Source organism: Cedecea selenatireducens (assembly GCF_042138895.1).
In the GTDB taxonomy this organism is placed as follows: Bacteria; Pseudomonadota; Gammaproteobacteria; order Enterobacterales; family Enterobacteriaceae; genus Cedecea; species Cedecea selenatireducens.
On record NZ_JBHIKW010000008.1, the window covers coordinates 236,007 to 251,410 of the forward strand.

The following is a 15,404-nucleotide window of genomic DNA, read 5'->3' on the forward strand; positions in this document are numbered from 1 at the left end:
CGATAAATTACTCTTTTTATTAATGAAAAACCACAATCATCCCAAGGGCAAGATGCGTACTGAAAGTTTAACTGATATCGCCTATCGTCACTTTGTTGAAAGCGTAAAAGATTACGCCATCTACATGCTGAACGTAGATGGCACGGTAGCCACCTGGAATGAGGGGGCGCTGCGGGCAAAGGGATATCGGCGTGAGGAAATTGTGGGGCAGTACTTTGGCGCTTTCTATAGCGACGCCGAACAAAAAAGCGGCCTGCCCGAGCGCAACCTGAATATCGCGCTGAAAAACGGCAAATTTGAAGGCGAAGGCTGGCGTTACCGTAAAGACGGGACCCGCTTTTGGGCGCACGTGGTGATCGACGCCATTTATGATGAGCACCAGACGCTGCTTGGCTTTGCCAAAATTACCCGCGACATTAGCGAGCAGAAGGTGGTTATCGATAAAATATCATGGCTCGCTCGCTATGATGCGCTGACCGGGCTACCTAACCGCGTCGAATTTTTTAGCTTCGTGGAAAAACTTTTTACCGAGTCTGATTATAACCGCATTGCCATTTGCACCGTGGATCTCGATAAATTCAAAGAAATAAACGATATCGAAGGGCACCTGGTTGGCGACCAGCTTTTACAGCGGGTTTCTTCCTCGGTGCTTAAGGCGATTGAAAAAGATGAAATCGTGGCCCGCTTTGGCGGCGATGAATTTGTCGCGGCAAAACCTTATAACCACGATGACGAACTTCGCAATTTTACCGAACGCCTGCATGGCTGTTTTGTGGGGAAACAGTTTTTCGCCCACAGCGAAATTACCGTGAGTGCCAGCATCGGCGTGGCGGTTTATCCCGATGACGCCACGGATATCAATACGCTTATCAGTAATTCAGACCTGGCGATGTACCGCGCTAAAGCGAACCTCGATAATAAGATTTGCTGGTATGAAAAAGACATGGATGAAAAAACGCGCCTGCGAAACCTTATGGCGGCGGATATTCGCCGCGGTATCAAAGAAGGGCAGTTCTTCATTCACTATCAGGAAAAACGCTCGCTCAAAGACAAAGCCATTACCGGTTACGAAGCCCTGCTGCGCTGGAATCACCCGGAGCAGGGGCTTATCCCGCCGGATGAGTTTATCCCTATTGCCGAGGAAAGCGGGGCGATTGTTCCGCTGGGTTATTGGGTGATTGAAACGGTGTGTAAAGAGTCGCTCGCCAACAAACTCGACAAAAAAGTCTCGATAAATATTTCCCCGGTGCAGCTGCGTAATCTTAGCTTTATCGACAATGTGCGTGACATTTTAATGCGTACCGCGTGGCCGATAACGCTGCTGGAATTTGAGGTGACGGAAACCGCTTTTATCATCAATAAAAAGCTGACGTTTAACATTTTGCACCAGTTCCAGAAAATGGGGATCAGCATTGCGCTGGATGACTTTGGTACCGGCTATTCATCCCTTAGCACGCTGCGTGAGTTCCACTTCGACGTCATTAAGCTGGACCGTAGCTTCCTGACTAACGTTGAAAGTAATTTCCAGGCCCGCTCCTTTGTACGGGCGATCATTTCACTCGGCAACTCCATCAATACGCCGCTTATCGCCGAAGGCGTTGAGACAAACGAGCAATTGCGTATTCTCGAAGAAGAAGGATGTACCGAGATTCAGGGGTTCCTTTTTGGCCAACCGGTAGATATCAAAAATATTCATCGTTAAAAACACGGCAGTGTGCGGCCGTACACTGCCTGTGTTGTAAGCAATGGCTGGTCTGTCTTTACTTTATGGGGTGTTGTTTTAACCTACGGCTGGATGTTTTTTACGCCGGATTATTCTAAGGTGTCGGTGTTTTATATGGTGATAATACCGGTGCGGTATTATGGCTGTATATGTTGATTCTGCTTTTGCTTTTGTCCCATTTGATAATGCAGATGAATGTGTTGGGTTAAATTAAGACTTATTCAGCGCCCTGGTGTGTTGGTTTTTGTTAATCTTTTCATCTGGTTGCATTTTCGTTTTGACGTACATCAATTTTATTTCTCTTTTTATATAAATATTATAATTTATCATTTCAGACAGTTTTTAATTCGGTGTCTCACGCAAGAGTTAAGTTATTTACCTTCCCCGTTAAGTTTATTCTGACAGACTGGCGCCTTCTTATGGAAAATTCCTATAAATAATTGTGCGTTTTTAATTTCCATAAAAAATTGATCTAACTTTGTGCATTGTTCTATTATTCTGCGCGGTGTAATGTAGCGCCAAAAATACCATGCAGCGATAACAGAGGGATGAGAAGATGGCTGACAGTTTCCAGGGCGAGGTGCCCAAAGCACGTATCAACTTAAAACTGGATTTACACACGGGGGGAGCGCAGAAAAAAACAGAGCTGCCGTTAAAGCTCGTGGTTACTGGTGATTTCAGCCACGGAGCCGAAACTGCGATTTTATCTGAGCGAGTAAAGACAGACGTTAATAAAAATAATTTTAACAGTGTTCTTTCTGAATATTCCCCAAAAGTTAATCTTACCGTAGTGAATACGCTTGCTGCCGACGGTAGCGAAGAGAATGTCAGTCTTGTATTCCGCGATATGAAAGACTTCACGCCAGAAGAGGTTGCTCGCCAAATACCTCAATTGAAAGCCATGCTGGCGATGCGTAATTTACTTCGCGATCTCAAAGCTAACCTTCTTGATAACCAGTCTTTCCGGAAAGAACTGGAAAAAATTCTAATTAATCCGGCGCTGAGCGCCGAACTCCGCGCGGAACTGTCTGCCCTTGCGCCAAAACAGGCATAAGTCGTCACGATATTTAATGGATTAATTGAGGAATGCTGATGTCTGTACAAAATGAAAACAACGCCGGTAGTGAGAGTATCGTCCTTGAACGCCAGGGGGCAGAGAGTGTTTATGCCTCGCTGTTTGAAAAAATTAATCTCAGCCCGGTTTCTGAATTAAGCGCGCTGGATATCTGGCAGGACAGTCAGGCGATGTCAGATGCCACCGCTGATGAACGACTGACCGCCGGAATGCAGGTCTTTCTGGAATGCCTGAGCAAAGCAGGTTCAAAAGTTGAGAAGCTCGATAAAACGCTGATTGACCACCACATCGCCGACCTGGATTATCAGATCAGCCGCCAGCTGGACGCCGTGATGCATCACGAAGAATTCCAGACGGTTGAGTCTTTGTGGCGCGGTCTGAAATCGCTGGTGGATAAAACCGACTTCCGTCAGAACGTTAAAATTGAACTTCTGGACCTGTCCAAAGAGGATCTGCGTCAGGACTTTGAAGATGCGCCTGAAATCATTCAGAGCGGACTGTACCTGCAGACATACGTGGCAGAGTACGACACGCCGGGCGGAGAACCGATTGGTGCGCTGATTTCCGCTTATGAGTTCGACGCCTCCGCCCAGGATGTCGCCCTGCTGCGTAATATCTCGAAAGTTTCTGCGGCGGCGCATATGCCGTTTATTGGCTCTGCTGGCCCAAAATTCTTCCTGAAAGACTCGATGGAAGAGGTGGCCGCCATCAAAGACATTGGCAACTATTTCGATCGCGCCGAGTACATCAAGTGGAAATCCTTCCGTGATACCGATGATTCCCGCTACATCGGGCTGGTGATGCCACGCGTGCTGGGGCGTTTGCCTTACGGGCCGGACACGGTGCCGGTCCGCAGCTTCAACTACGTGGAAGAGGTGAAGGGCCCGGATCACGATAAATACCTGTGGAATAACGCGTCGTTTGCCTTTGCCTCCAACATGGTGCGCAGCTTTATCAACAACGGCTGGTGCGTGCAAATTCGTGGCCCACAGGCGGGCGGTGCGGTTCAGGACCTGCCGATTCACCTGTACGATCTCGGCACCGGCAACCAGGTGAAAATCCCGTCCGAGGTGATGATCCCGGAAACGCGTGAATTCGAATTCGCCAACCTGGGCTTTATTCCGCTTTCCTACTACAAAAACCGCGATTACGCGTGCTTCTTCTCCGCAAACTCCACGCAGAAACCGGCGCTTTACGATACCGCCGATGCGACAGCGAACAGCCGGATCAACGCCCGTCTGCCGTACATCTTCCTGCTCTCCCGCATTGCGCATTACCTGAAGCTTATTCAGCGTGAAAACATCGGCACCACCAAAGATCGCCGCTTGCTTGAGCTGGAGCTGAACACCTGGGTTCGCAGTCTGGTCACTGAAATGACCGATCCGGGCGACGAACTGCAGGCTTCCCACCCGCTGCGTGATGCCAAAGTGACGGTAGAAGACATCGAAGACAATCCGGGCTTTTTCCGCGTCAAGCTGTACGCCGTGCCGCACTTCCAGGTGGAAGGAATGGACGTCAATCTGTCTCTGGTTTCCCAGATGCCGAAGGCGAAAGCGTAACGTAAGGCAGGAAGCCGATGAAAACGGAACAACCGTTATGGGGCAGGGGCCAGATGGTCTCTCCCCAGCACTTCCAGCAACAGGTCGCCTATGCGGCCTGGTCCGCTGAATGTATCGCCCAGTTGGGCCTGTCCCACCCGTGGGGAATGATTAGCGCCGCTTTCGAACCTGATTTGCTAAAGCTGGGCCGGCTTCAGGCCCGCCATCTGCATATCCGTTTCCAGGACGGGACGCTGATTGATACGGATAACGCCGACGCGCTGCCTCCGGCGATTTCGCTTGAGGATGTCTCTCAGGACGCGGTGGTGGTTCTGGCGCTCCCGCTGCTGAGGGCCAACGGCGGCAACTGCCTGAAGCCTGATGAAGTGGCCGAGCGTCCGGTGCGTTTTCGCCAACGCTGGCGGGATGTCCGAAATACCTTCGGGGACGACACTCGCCAGATTGCGGTGATGCAGCCGGAATTAACGCTGCGTTTTGCCTGGCAGGACAACAGTGACTATTTGACCTGCCCGATCGCACGTTTGCAGCGGGACTCTCAGGGCGCCTGGCGTGTGGACGAGACTTATCTTCCTCCGCTGCTGGCGGTACAGAGCAGCCGCTGGCTGGTCACCCAGTTAGAACAGCTGATGACGCAGCTGCGCGCCAGGCTGGCCCGCCTGATGGCCATGCGCCGTGAAAGCAATGAGCGGATGGCCGATTTTGCCGTGGCCGACGTCTCGCTTTTCTGGCTGCTTAACGCCCTGAACAGCGCAGAGCCGGTGCTGGGGCAGTTCGAGCGTAGCCTGCAAAGCCCGCCTGAGCGTTTGTATCCTGAGCTTGCCCGCCTGGCAGGCAGCCTGCTGACATTCTCTCTGGAGCACCAGGCCAGCGCGATCCCGGCTTATCAACATGATCGACTGAATGCCGTTTTTCCGCCGTTGTTTGAATTGTTAGGGGACCTGCTGGAGGCCAGCCTGCCGTCCAGGGTGGTGTCCATTGAGCTTGAATACGATCCCCGGCTGCACTTCTGGCAGGCCCGTCTGCATGACCCCCGGCTGCGCGAAGGCGCGGATTACTACCTTTCTGTACGTTCGCCGATGCCGGTGGCGCAGCTGCAGGAGCAGTTCCCACGGCAGTGCAAAGTGGGCAGCCCGGATCACGTTCGGGGCATCGTTAATTCGTCCAGAGTGGGGGTGCCATTGACGCCGCTGCGCCATGTCCCCGCCGCCATTCCGCTTCGCCTGGAAAACCAGTATTTCAGCCTCGATGTCTCCCACGCGCTGGGGGCGGAAATGCTTCAAAGCGGCACCTGCATGTTTTACGTCCCGGGAATGCTCGGTGAGCCTGAACTTGAACTCTTTGCGGTACTGAGAACATGAATGAGCATAAACGCGGTAACGTCGCGGGCATTGATATCGATGCGCTGCTGCAGAATACCTGGCTGCAGGTTATTAGCCTGCGGCACGGCCCGACATTCCAGGATGGCGATGGCAAAAAACTGTGGGAACGCTGTATTGCTGATGTAGAACGCGTGCAGCGCGAGCTGAAAGCGAGCGATCTCGATGAAGCCAGCTGTCTGCTTATCCTCACCGCGCAGTGTGCGTTGCTGGATGAAACGGTAAAAGGGCGCAGCGCGGAGGACGACGCCTGCGTGCAGTGGTATCACATTCCCCTGCTGGGGCACTTTCTCGGCACCATGGATGCCGGTGACACGTTGTGTGACCGGATGCGCGATGTTTTGCGCCAGCCCGAACCCAACAATGCCGTGGTGACCTGCTTCCAGCGGATCATGATGCTTGGGTTTCTCGGCAGTTTCCGTTCGCTGAACGATCCTGCGCGCCAGCAGCTCGTGCAGGATCTCAGTGAACATGTCCTTCCGTTCAGCTATCCACAGACTCATCCTGTACTGGCCGAAAGCCCTGCAGGACGAGCCATGGGCGGCTGGCTGGCATCGTGGCCTGTGCGTATTGGCCTAAGCGTGTTTGCCGTCGCAGCCCTGTGGTGGGGACTGGATCTCTGGCTCGATCGGACATTGTTAACCCTATTGCCTGAGGTCGTGAAATGAGCCCAGCGCAGCAGCGAGGTTTAGCGCTGTGGGCCGCGATGCTGAGCCTTGTGGTCTGCCTGGGCTTTCTGCCTGTTTCCGGCGCGTTTTCCGTACTCATCCTTCTGGTAATCCTGGGGATGATTACGGCGGTGTGGTACGTCGTGAGTCGCCGTGCTGAGCAAGATATCTCGCTGTGCCTGGATGACCTGCCGGAAGCCACATACCGCCAGCCCGTGGTACTGGTTTGTGGCGACCTGCCGCTGGCCTGGCCGCGTTTTTCACCGGTGTTGACCGTCACGCAGGGCTGCTGGATAAGGGTTGAAGAGCATCAGGATCTTCAACAGGTGGTTCGCCTGGTGCTACAGCAGCGCCCCGACTGGGGGCGTCAGCTGTCGATTATGGTCAGCGTTTGCCCGCAGAAACACGCTGATGCGGAAGCCCTGACCAGCCATCTGCTGGCCCTGCGCTGGCAAATAAGCCAGCTGCGCAAAGAAACAGGTCATGCCGTGCCGCTGGTGTTGAATGGCCAGACAGGCAGCGCGATGGTGAACGACATGCTCTGGCAGGCGGCGATTCCCGGCGAAGGAGTGCGCGTCTGGCGTGAATCTTTCTCGCCCTGTTCGATTGCCGCGTGGGTGACCACGGGTGGCGCGATGGCGATGCAGCAGCAGGTACTGATGAACAGCTTTATGAGCTGGTATCAGCTGCACGTCAAAGCCGTGTTTATGGATGAAAATCCCGATATGCCGGCCATTGCGCCCATCGCGGTGCTTTGGGGAATGGGCCCGATTCTTGCCGGGAGTCTCGCATCCTCGCTCTGGACGGCGTGGCTGTCCCGACACACCGCGATGCATCAGGTCTCTGGCTGGCAGCCTGTCGGCACGGACAGCACGGTGATTTCGCCGCTCCCGGATTTTGTTCTGCCGCTGTTACCTGAGGGAAAAGGGCTGACGGCGCGAGGCCGAGCCTGGCGATGCGCGCTCGGGATCTTCACGCTGGCGGCGATGACGGCGTTGCTCAGTAGCGGCTGGAACAATGCCCAGCTATTGCACCGCGTGAGTTTTGATATTGCCCGTTATGACCGTATCCCGATGAAGGATTACGGCCCGAAGGCCGAGGCTGTCGCGGTTCTGCGTGAAGATGCCGAACAGCTGGACGACTGGGCCCGTAACGGTATTCCTGCCCGGATGAGCCTGGGGTTATATCAGGGGGAGCGCCTGCGTATGCCTCTGCTGGAGGCTATCCGCTCGTACGTGCCCGCTCCGCCACCTAAACCACAGCCTAAGTTAAAACCGGCACCTAAAACCGTACGCCTCGACAGCATGTCGCTGTTTGACTCCGGAAAAGCCGCGCTGAAAACGGGATCTACCAAGCTGCTGGTCAATTCCCTGGTGGGGATCAAAGCGAAGCCGGGCTGGCTGATTGTTGTCGCCGGGCACACGGATAACACCGGCAACCCCCGGCTGAACCAAACATTGTCCCTGAAGCGTGCAGAAGCGGTACGCGACTGGATGCACGACACCGGCGACGTGCCGGAAAGTTGTTTTGCGGTGCAGGGTTATGGCCAGAGCCGCCCCATTGCAAACAATGACACGCCGGAAGGCCGCGCGCTTAACCGTCGTGTCGAAATCAGTCTGGTACCGCAGGCCAACGCCTGTTTGCTACCGGGCGAAATCCCAGCGTCATCGCAGGATGATGGCGTTCTACACAATGAAAAGGAGAAGTAAACCATGGCAATCCCTGTTTATCTTTGGCTGAAAGACGACGGCGGCGCGGACATCAAAGGGTCTGTTGACGTTGAGAACCGCGAAGGCAGCATCGAAATTGTGGCGCAGGAACATAATCTGTACATCCCTACGGACAACAATACCGGCAAGCTGACCGGCACCCGTATTCACACGCCGTTCATGTTCACCAAGGAAATCGATTCCTCCAGCCCGTACCTGTACAAGGCGGTGACCACCGGCCAGACCCTGAAATCGGCTGAATTCAAGTGGTACAAAATCAACGACGCAGGCCAGGAAGTGGAGTACTTCAACACCAAACTGGAAAACGTGAAGGTGGTGAAGGTCAATCCTGAAATGTACGACGTCAAAGATCCGTCGAAAGAAAAACACAACCATCTTGAGCGCGTAGAGCTGCGCTACGAAAAAATCACCTGGACCTACAAAGACGGCAACATCATTCATTCCGATAGCTGGAACGAACGCGCCACCGCGTAATTGCTCGTCATATTTCGCGCTGTAGCGGCGTTGGCTGCGTTCATGCACCCCGGTCACTTACTTCAGTAAGCTCCCGGGGCTGCACTCGCTTGCCGCCTTGCTTCAACGCGAACTCTTTAGAGCAACGGCCCGACGGGCAGCCCATTCTGCCCGCTTTTCTATTTTGCTGAACGTCTGCGTGGCGGGCGTTGAGCAAAGAAACCCACAATCTGCCCGCCCGACCTTGTGCGCTTTGGTCTCCTGTACAACAGGAAACAGCGAGGGGCGGTAGCGTGTCCAGGCCCCATTCAGGAGAGAATACAACATGGAAAATCCAGCCATCCTGCTGCGTCGTCTTAACCCTTACTGCGCCCGTGCGATGGAAGGGGCGGCTTCTCTGTGCCAGACCCGCGCCCATGCGGAAATTCTGCCGGAGCACTGGCTGCTGAAGCTGCTGGAGCAGGGTGAAGGTGACCTGACGGTGCTGGCGCGCCGCTACGAATGGAATATGGACTCGGTCTGGCAGGATCTTTTGGCATGGCTGGATGCACTGCCGCGTTCCGTGCGCGGCCGTCCTCAGCTTTCAGACAGCGTTCAGAAACTGCTGCAGGAGGCGTGGCTGATTGCTTCGCTTGCCGGGGAAGAACACATCCGGAGCGTACACCTGATGATGGCGCTGGTGGATAAACAGAACCTGCTGCGCTGTGACGGCCTGTGGCCGTTTTTGACGCTCGGGCAGGGCCAGCTGGAGCGCCTGCGTCCGCTGCTCGACGCGCAGTCTGACGAACGCCCGGAAGCGCAGCAGGAAGCTGAGCTGGCACACGCTCACGGCAGTGAAGTTGAGTTTATTGGCCGCTCGGTGGGGGCGACGAAAGAAGGTGACCTGGATCCGGCGCTGCAAAACGCGCTGGATAAATTCACTCTCGACGTTACGGCCAAAGCGCGTGAAGGGAAAATCGATCCGGTTTTTGGTCGTGACACGGAAATCCGCCAGATGGTGGATATCCTTTCCCGCAGGCGTAAGAACAACCCGATCCTGGTGGGTGAACCCGGCGTGGGGAAAACCGCGCTGGTAGAAGGCCTGGCGCTACGTATTGCCGAAGGTAACGTCCCTGTCAGCCTCCAGCCTGTCACCTTGCGTACCCTCGACCTGGGGCTTTTGCAGGCGGGAGCCGGCGTGAAGGGCGAGTTTGAGCAACGCCTGAAAAACATTATTGAGGCGGTGCAGCAGTCGCCTGATCCGGTGCTGCTGTTTATCGACGAAGCCCATACGATTATTGGGGCGGGTAATCAGGCTGGCGGAGCTGATGCGGCCAACCTGCTGAAACCGGCACTGGCCCGTGGCGAACTGCGCACCATCGCGGCCACCACCTGGTCTGAGTACAAACAGTATTTCGAACGCGATGCCGCGCTGGAGCGCCGCTTCCAGATGGTAAAAGTGGACGAGCCGGACGATGAAACCGCCTGCCTGATGCTGCGAGGCCTGAAGTCACGCTACGCGGAGCATCACGGCGTGCATATTACCGATGACGCCGTGCGCGCCGCAGTTACACTGTCACGTCGTTATCTTACGGGCCGCCAGTTGCCGGACAAGGCCGTCGACCTGCTGGACACCGCGGCGGCACGCGTACGCATGAGTCTGGATACGCTGCCTGAAGAGATTGTGGTCCTCAAAGCGCAGCTCACCGCGCTGGAGCTTGAAGAACAGGCGCTGCTTGAAGACATCGCCACCGGCTGCCATCTGCCCGGCGAGCGGATTGAACGGATTGATACTCAGAGCAACAAGCTGGAAAGCACGCTTGAGGCGCTGGAAGGCCGCTTTGAACTGGAGAAGTCCCTTGCGCAGCAGGTGATGGAATGCCGCCAGGACATCAGCCGTCAGGCGGAGCTTGCCGACCTGCAGCGCCAGCTGGCGGCGATGCAGCAGGGGGACGCGCTGGTACAGATTGACGTAGAAACTCGCACCGTGGCTAACGTGATTGCCGACTGGACCGGCGTGCCGCTGTCTTCATTGATGAAAAATGAGCAGGCGGAGCTTCTGACGCTGGAGAATGCCATTGGTAAGCGGGTTGTAGGGCAGGAAGTTGCGCTTAACGCGCTTGCTCAGCGCCTTCGCGCCGCGAAAACCGGGCTGACGTCTGAAAACGGCCCGCAGGGCGTGCTCCTGCTGGTTGGCCCGAGCGGAGTGGGCAAAACCGAAACCGCGCTGGCGCTCGCCGATGCGCTGTACGGCGGCGAAAAATCCCTGATCACCATCAACCTATCGGAGTACCAGGAGCCGCACACTGTTTCCCAGTTGAAAGGCTCACCTCCGGGCTACGTCGGCTACGGACAGGGCGGGATCCTCACCGAAGCCGTCCGCAAACGTCCATACAGCGTTGTTCTGCTGGATGAAGTTGAAAAAGCGCACAGAGATGTGATGAACCTGTTCTATCAGGTCTTCGACCGGGGATTCATGCGCGACGGCGAAGGGCGGGAAATTGACTTCCGTAACACGGTTATTCTGATGACCTCTAACCTCGGCAGCGACCCTATCATGCAGCTGCTTGAGGAACAGCCAGAGGCAACGGAAGGCGATTTGCACGAACTGCTGCGCCCGATCCTGCGCGATCATTTCCAGCCCGCGCTGCTGGCCCGCTTCCAGACCGTGATTTACCGGCCGCTGGCCTCTGCCGCAATGCGCACCATCGTGGAAATGAAACTCGCCCAGGTCAGCCAGCGCCTGCAACGTCATTACGGCCTGTCGACCCATATCGAAGAAAATCTGTACGACGCGCTGACCGCCGCCTGCCTGCTGCCGGATAGCGGGGCCCGCAACGTCGACAGCCTGCTCAATCAGCAGATTTTACCGGTGCTGAGTCAACAATTGCTGATGCATATGGCAGCCCGACAGAAGCCCCGGACGCTGACGCTAAGCTGGACGGAGGATGAGGGGATCGGGCTGGAATTTGACCGTATCCAAGGAGAGCGCGTATGAGCAATAATCCCCCGATAGATTTCAGCCATAACCATCATCTGCTGGCGGTGAAGGGCTGTGAACCCGCCCTCGACGTGCTGGCCTTTCAGGGCGATGAAGCCCTCAGCAAGCCGTTCAGTTACCGGATAGAGTTCACCTGCGCCGACCATGCCGTCGGCAAAGAGATGATGTTGCTGAAGGCCGCCTCGCTGACGCTGCAGGCGCCGGTCGACCAGGGTTACGGCATTAAAATGCAGCAGCCGGTGCGGGTGATTCAGGGGCTGGTGACGGGCTTTGAACGCCTCAGCACCTCTGCCGACGAGAGCCTCTACGCCCTGACGCTACAGCCCCGGCTGGCGCTGCTCGACCGCTCCCGGCAGAACGCTATCTACCAGGATATGTCGGTGCCACAAATCGTGGAAAAAATCCTGCGTGAGCGCCACGGTATGCGCGGCCAGGACTTCGTGTTTTCACTCTCAAAAGAATACCCGCGTCGCGAGCAGGTGATGCAGTACGGCGAGGACGACCTGCGCTTCATCACCCGCCTGTTGGGTGAGGTTGGCATCTGGTTCCGCTTCACCACCGACACGCGGCTCAACATCGACGTGGTGGAGTTTTATGACGGCCAGCAGGGCTATGAGAAAGGCCTGACTTTGCCGTCGGTGCCGCCTTCCGGGCAGCATGCGAAAGGGGCGGACTCGGTGTGGGAGATGACGTGCCACCACCGTGTGGTGCCAAAGCAGGTCAGCACCCGCGATTACAATTACCGCCAGGCGGCGGAGGACATGAACACGCAGGTGGACGTGACCCGGGGAGATACCACCACCTACGGTGAGGCGTATCACTACGCCGACAACTACCTGACGCCGGGCAGCGCTTACGACCACAATCCGGCCCCGGAATCGGGCGCGTATTACGCCCGGCTGCGGCATGAACGCTACCTGAACGGGCAGACGCAGACCCGGGCCACGACCACCTGCCCGACGCTCTCCCCGGGTCAGGTGCTGAAAGTCACCGGCGGGGATGAAGTCGCGGCGGTGTTTGTGCAGGGCGTGCTCATCACCAGAATGACCAGTCATGCCCGGCGTGACCGGGATTTTGTGGTGCATTTTGACGGCATCCCGGACAGTACGGACTTTGGCTTCCGCCCGGAGCCCGGCAACCGGCCGGTGATGGCGGGCACGCTGCCCGCCCGCGTCACCAGCACCACCGAAAACGATACCTACGGGCATATCGACAAAGACGGCCGCTACCGGGTCAACATGCTGTTTGACCGCGACGGCTGGGAAACCGGGTTCGAGAGCCTGTGGGTGCGCCAGGCCCGGCCATACGCCGGGGACACCTACGGTCTGCACCTGCCGCTGCTGGCGGGCACCGAAGTGGCGATTGGTTTTGAAGGCGGCAACCCGGACAGGCCCTACATCGCCGGGGTGCTGCACGACTCGGCCCACGGCGACCACGTCACCATCCGCAACTACAAACGCAACGTCCTGCGCACTCCGGCGAACAACAAAATCCGCCTCGACGATGAGCGCGGCAAGGAGCACATCAAGGTCTCCACCGAGTACGGCGGCAAGAGCCAGCTGAACCTCGGCCATCTCGTCGACAGCGAGCAGCAACAACGCGGTGAGGGCTTTGAGCTCCGGACGGACAGCTGGGGCGCCATCCGGGCGCAGAAGGGCATCTTCATCAGCGCCGACGGCCAGGCGAAGGCGCAGGGGGACGTGCTGGAGATGGGGGCGGCAATAAGCCTATTAAAAGGCGCGCTGAATCAGATAACTGAATGGGGAACTATTGCCCGATCGCATAACAACGTTGTGCCTGATACAGCCCCACTTAACACCCTGGTTGAGGGTGCTAATAACCTGAAATCATCGACATTACTGATGAGCGCGCCTGATGGCATAGCCGCGGTTACGCCAGAAACCACGTTACTTCACAGCGGCAAAGGTCTGTACCTGCAGAGCCAGGGTGAAGTTAACGTCACCACGGCACAGCGGCATTCTGTTGTTTCCAGTAAAGAAATTTCCCTCCTGGCACAAAAAGAAGGGATGCGCCTGGTTTCCGGTAAGGGGCCACTTACTGTCGAATCACATGCTGATACTCTGTCTTTGACTTCCCTGAAGGATGTCATTGTGCAGTCCACACAGGGTCATTTACAGCTAACGGCAAAAAATGGGATCACTCTCGGCTGCGGCGGAGCCTATATACGCCTCGCGCCAGGCGGGGAGGTTGAAATTCATGGGCCGGGCCTTCTTAGTCTCAAAGGGCAGCACAGAATGGAAGCGCCGGCGAGCCAGGAGTTTCCTTTGCCTGAATTGCCTTCGTCAGTGTGTAAAGAGTGTCTTAAACGAGCACAGGAACGGGCTCAAGGCTTTGTGCCCAGGGAGGGATAACGATGGATAATACAACAGTCTGGCTGGACAAAATTCAGCATACCTGTAGGCAGTTCAGTCAGAGCCACGTGGATATCATTATCGACCAGTGTGGCATGGATATCTCTGTCATTCCGGCACTATCCGGTTTTTCTCCGGCCCTGGCATGGGGCTCCCTGTATGAGGGATTGCCGGAGGATATTTATAGGGAGGATGCGCCTTTACTGGTACGTATCGATCTTGATGAGCCGCAGCAGGTGCAGTGGATGTACGAGCTTGCAAGGGAAGTCTCGCTTAAAGCGCCTCTACTCGTGATTGTCTCGCCCTGGTCGTTTTCATTGCTTGCCGACTGGCTAAGGCAATGTGTGGATGTCAGCCATGAAGGGCGGGATGGCATTTTCAGGTTCTGGGATACGCAGAATTTCCCGTGGCTTTTTTCCTGCATTCTGGATGAGCAAGGTAAGGCGCAGCTTCAAAGACCCGTGCTGTTCTGGAGCTGGCTCAATCGGGATGAACAGCCCGCAATGCAGGAGGGAAACGGGACCATTCCCGCGAATGATGTTTTTCAGAAAATCACGTTCAGTGATGATCAATTTGAAGCGCTAATGTGCCTGAGTGATGCGAAAAAACTCTTAAGTGACCATACGTTCTTAGCCGATCTTTTCTTAACCAAAGAAGCCGCATTTTCCGCATGCTTCAATGCAATGCTCGCGGCGACTAAAGAACGGATTCTTTTTGAAGAGCAGCGAAATGATTGGGTGGTGGACCGACTTTGCGGACAGAAAAAAGGACATCGGGGAAAGGAATGAAGAAAATTATTGCACTGGCAGCGGTATTGTTGTTGAGCGGATGTGTCTCTATTGCTGAGCATTCGGAAGGTTGCTACTCCAAATATTATCAGGGAACAGAAAGGGCAATAGCAGCGGGATATTGGTCCATCCTGCCGTGGATTGATGTTCCTTTTTCCGCTGTTGTGGATACTTTAACTCTACCGGTTGACGCTATTTGCATCGCCAATAAATAACTGAGTATCAACCAGGGAGTAAGGATGATTATCAGGAAATTTTATTTTTGTTTAAGCCGTTTATTGCTCTCGGCAGCGTTATTGGTTGGGATTATTCATCATTCAATTGCAGGCACGATTGAAGCGATCAACCATACCAAATGGGCGATCAACCACTTCAGCGTTAACGGCCAGTCAGGGATTGATGCTATCGGCCCGTTTGACGGCGGGGGCGGCGGGTGTTGTTACGGCGTGCCGTCGGTCTGGAAACCAGGGCTGGCGGTGCGTATTGACTGGGAAAGTGGGGAGGCTTCTACAGCGGGCTTTCCAGGATTTGCCGATTATGAAAAGTACAAGGCCTGGGAAAAAAAAATGAGTGCAAACAACAGGAGACACACTAAAAGTGTTCCGGTTCCCGACTATACCGGGCAGGAAACCTGCGGGATTACCGTCCACTTTTTACCCTGCGATGAGGTGCAGGTGACT

Annotated in this window: 12 protein-coding genes; all 12 read left to right on the forward strand. The window is 55.6% G+C overall.

Going from position 1 to position 15,404, the window contains the following annotated elements; all coding sequences use genetic code 11:
* Positions 1-52 precede the first annotated feature (52 nt).
* Positions 53-1,702: a putative bifunctional diguanylate cyclase/phosphodiesterase gene (locus ACE38U_RS14970; RefSeq protein ID WP_176982701.1), complete on the forward strand. Its 1,650-nt coding sequence runs from the start codon at positions 53-55 to the stop codon at positions 1,700-1,702.
* Positions 1,703-2,279: 577 nt separating this feature from the next.
* On the forward strand, positions 2,280-2,777 hold the full coding sequence (gene tssB, locus ACE38U_RS14975) for a type VI secretion system contractile sheath small subunit (RefSeq protein WP_375530047.1): 498 nt from the start codon (positions 2,280-2,282) through the stop codon (positions 2,775-2,777).
* 32 nt (positions 2,778-2,809) lie between these two features.
* Positions 2,810-4,357, forward strand: a complete 1,548-nt coding sequence (tssC, locus tag ACE38U_RS14980) for a type VI secretion system contractile sheath large subunit (protein WP_038472822.1) — start codon at positions 2,810-2,812, stop codon at positions 4,355-4,357.
* A 17-nt stretch (positions 4,358-4,374) separates the two neighbouring features.
* Entirely contained in the window at positions 4,375-5,715 is a 1,341-nt protein-coding gene (gene tssK / locus ACE38U_RS14985) for a type VI secretion system baseplate subunit TssK (protein WP_375530048.1), read from the forward strand.
* A complete protein-coding gene (gene tssL / locus ACE38U_RS14990; protein WP_375530049.1) occupies positions 5,712-6,401 on the forward strand; it encodes a type VI secretion system protein TssL, short form in 690 nt (229 codons plus the stop codon). The genes tssK and tssL overlap by 4 nt, the downstream gene beginning before the upstream one ends.
* A complete protein-coding gene (locus ACE38U_RS14995) occupies positions 6,398-8,110 on the forward strand; it encodes an OmpA family protein (RefSeq protein WP_375530050.1) in 1,713 nt (570 codons plus the stop codon). Before tssL ends, ACE38U_RS14995 begins: the two co-directional genes overlap by 4 nt.
* Positions 8,111-8,113: 3 nt before the next feature.
* Entirely contained in the window at positions 8,114-8,605 is a 492-nt protein-coding gene (locus tag ACE38U_RS15000; protein WP_038472810.1) for an Hcp family type VI secretion system effector, read from the forward strand.
* A gap of 304 nt (positions 8,606-8,909) precedes the next feature.
* Positions 8,910-11,561, forward strand: a complete 2,652-nt coding sequence (gene tssH / locus ACE38U_RS15005) for a type VI secretion system ATPase TssH (protein WP_375530051.1) — start codon at positions 8,910-8,912, stop codon at positions 11,559-11,561.
* The gene (locus tag ACE38U_RS15010; protein ID WP_375530052.1) at positions 11,558-13,936 is read left to right on the forward strand and encodes a type VI secretion system Vgr family protein; all 2,379 of its coding nucleotides are present in this window, start codon (positions 11,558-11,560) and stop codon (positions 13,934-13,936) included. The genes tssH and ACE38U_RS15010 overlap by 4 nt, the downstream gene beginning before the upstream one ends.
* Positions 13,937-13,938: 2 nt before the next feature.
* Positions 13,939-14,724 (forward strand): toxin Tle1 chaperone Tla1, encoded by a 786-nt coding sequence (gene tla1 / locus ACE38U_RS15015; RefSeq protein WP_375530053.1) that lies wholly within the window; start codon positions 13,939-13,941, stop codon positions 14,722-14,724.
* Positions 14,721-14,939: a YceK/YidQ family lipoprotein gene (locus ACE38U_RS15020; protein WP_375530054.1), complete on the forward strand. Its 219-nt coding sequence runs from the start codon at positions 14,721-14,723 to the stop codon at positions 14,937-14,939. The genes tla1 and ACE38U_RS15020 overlap by 4 nt, the downstream gene beginning before the upstream one ends.
* Before the next feature lie 24 nt (positions 14,940-14,963).
* On the forward strand, positions 14,964-15,404 hold a 441-nt coding region (gene tli1a / locus ACE38U_RS15025), incomplete at its 3' end, for a Tli1a family immunity protein (RefSeq protein WP_375530055.1).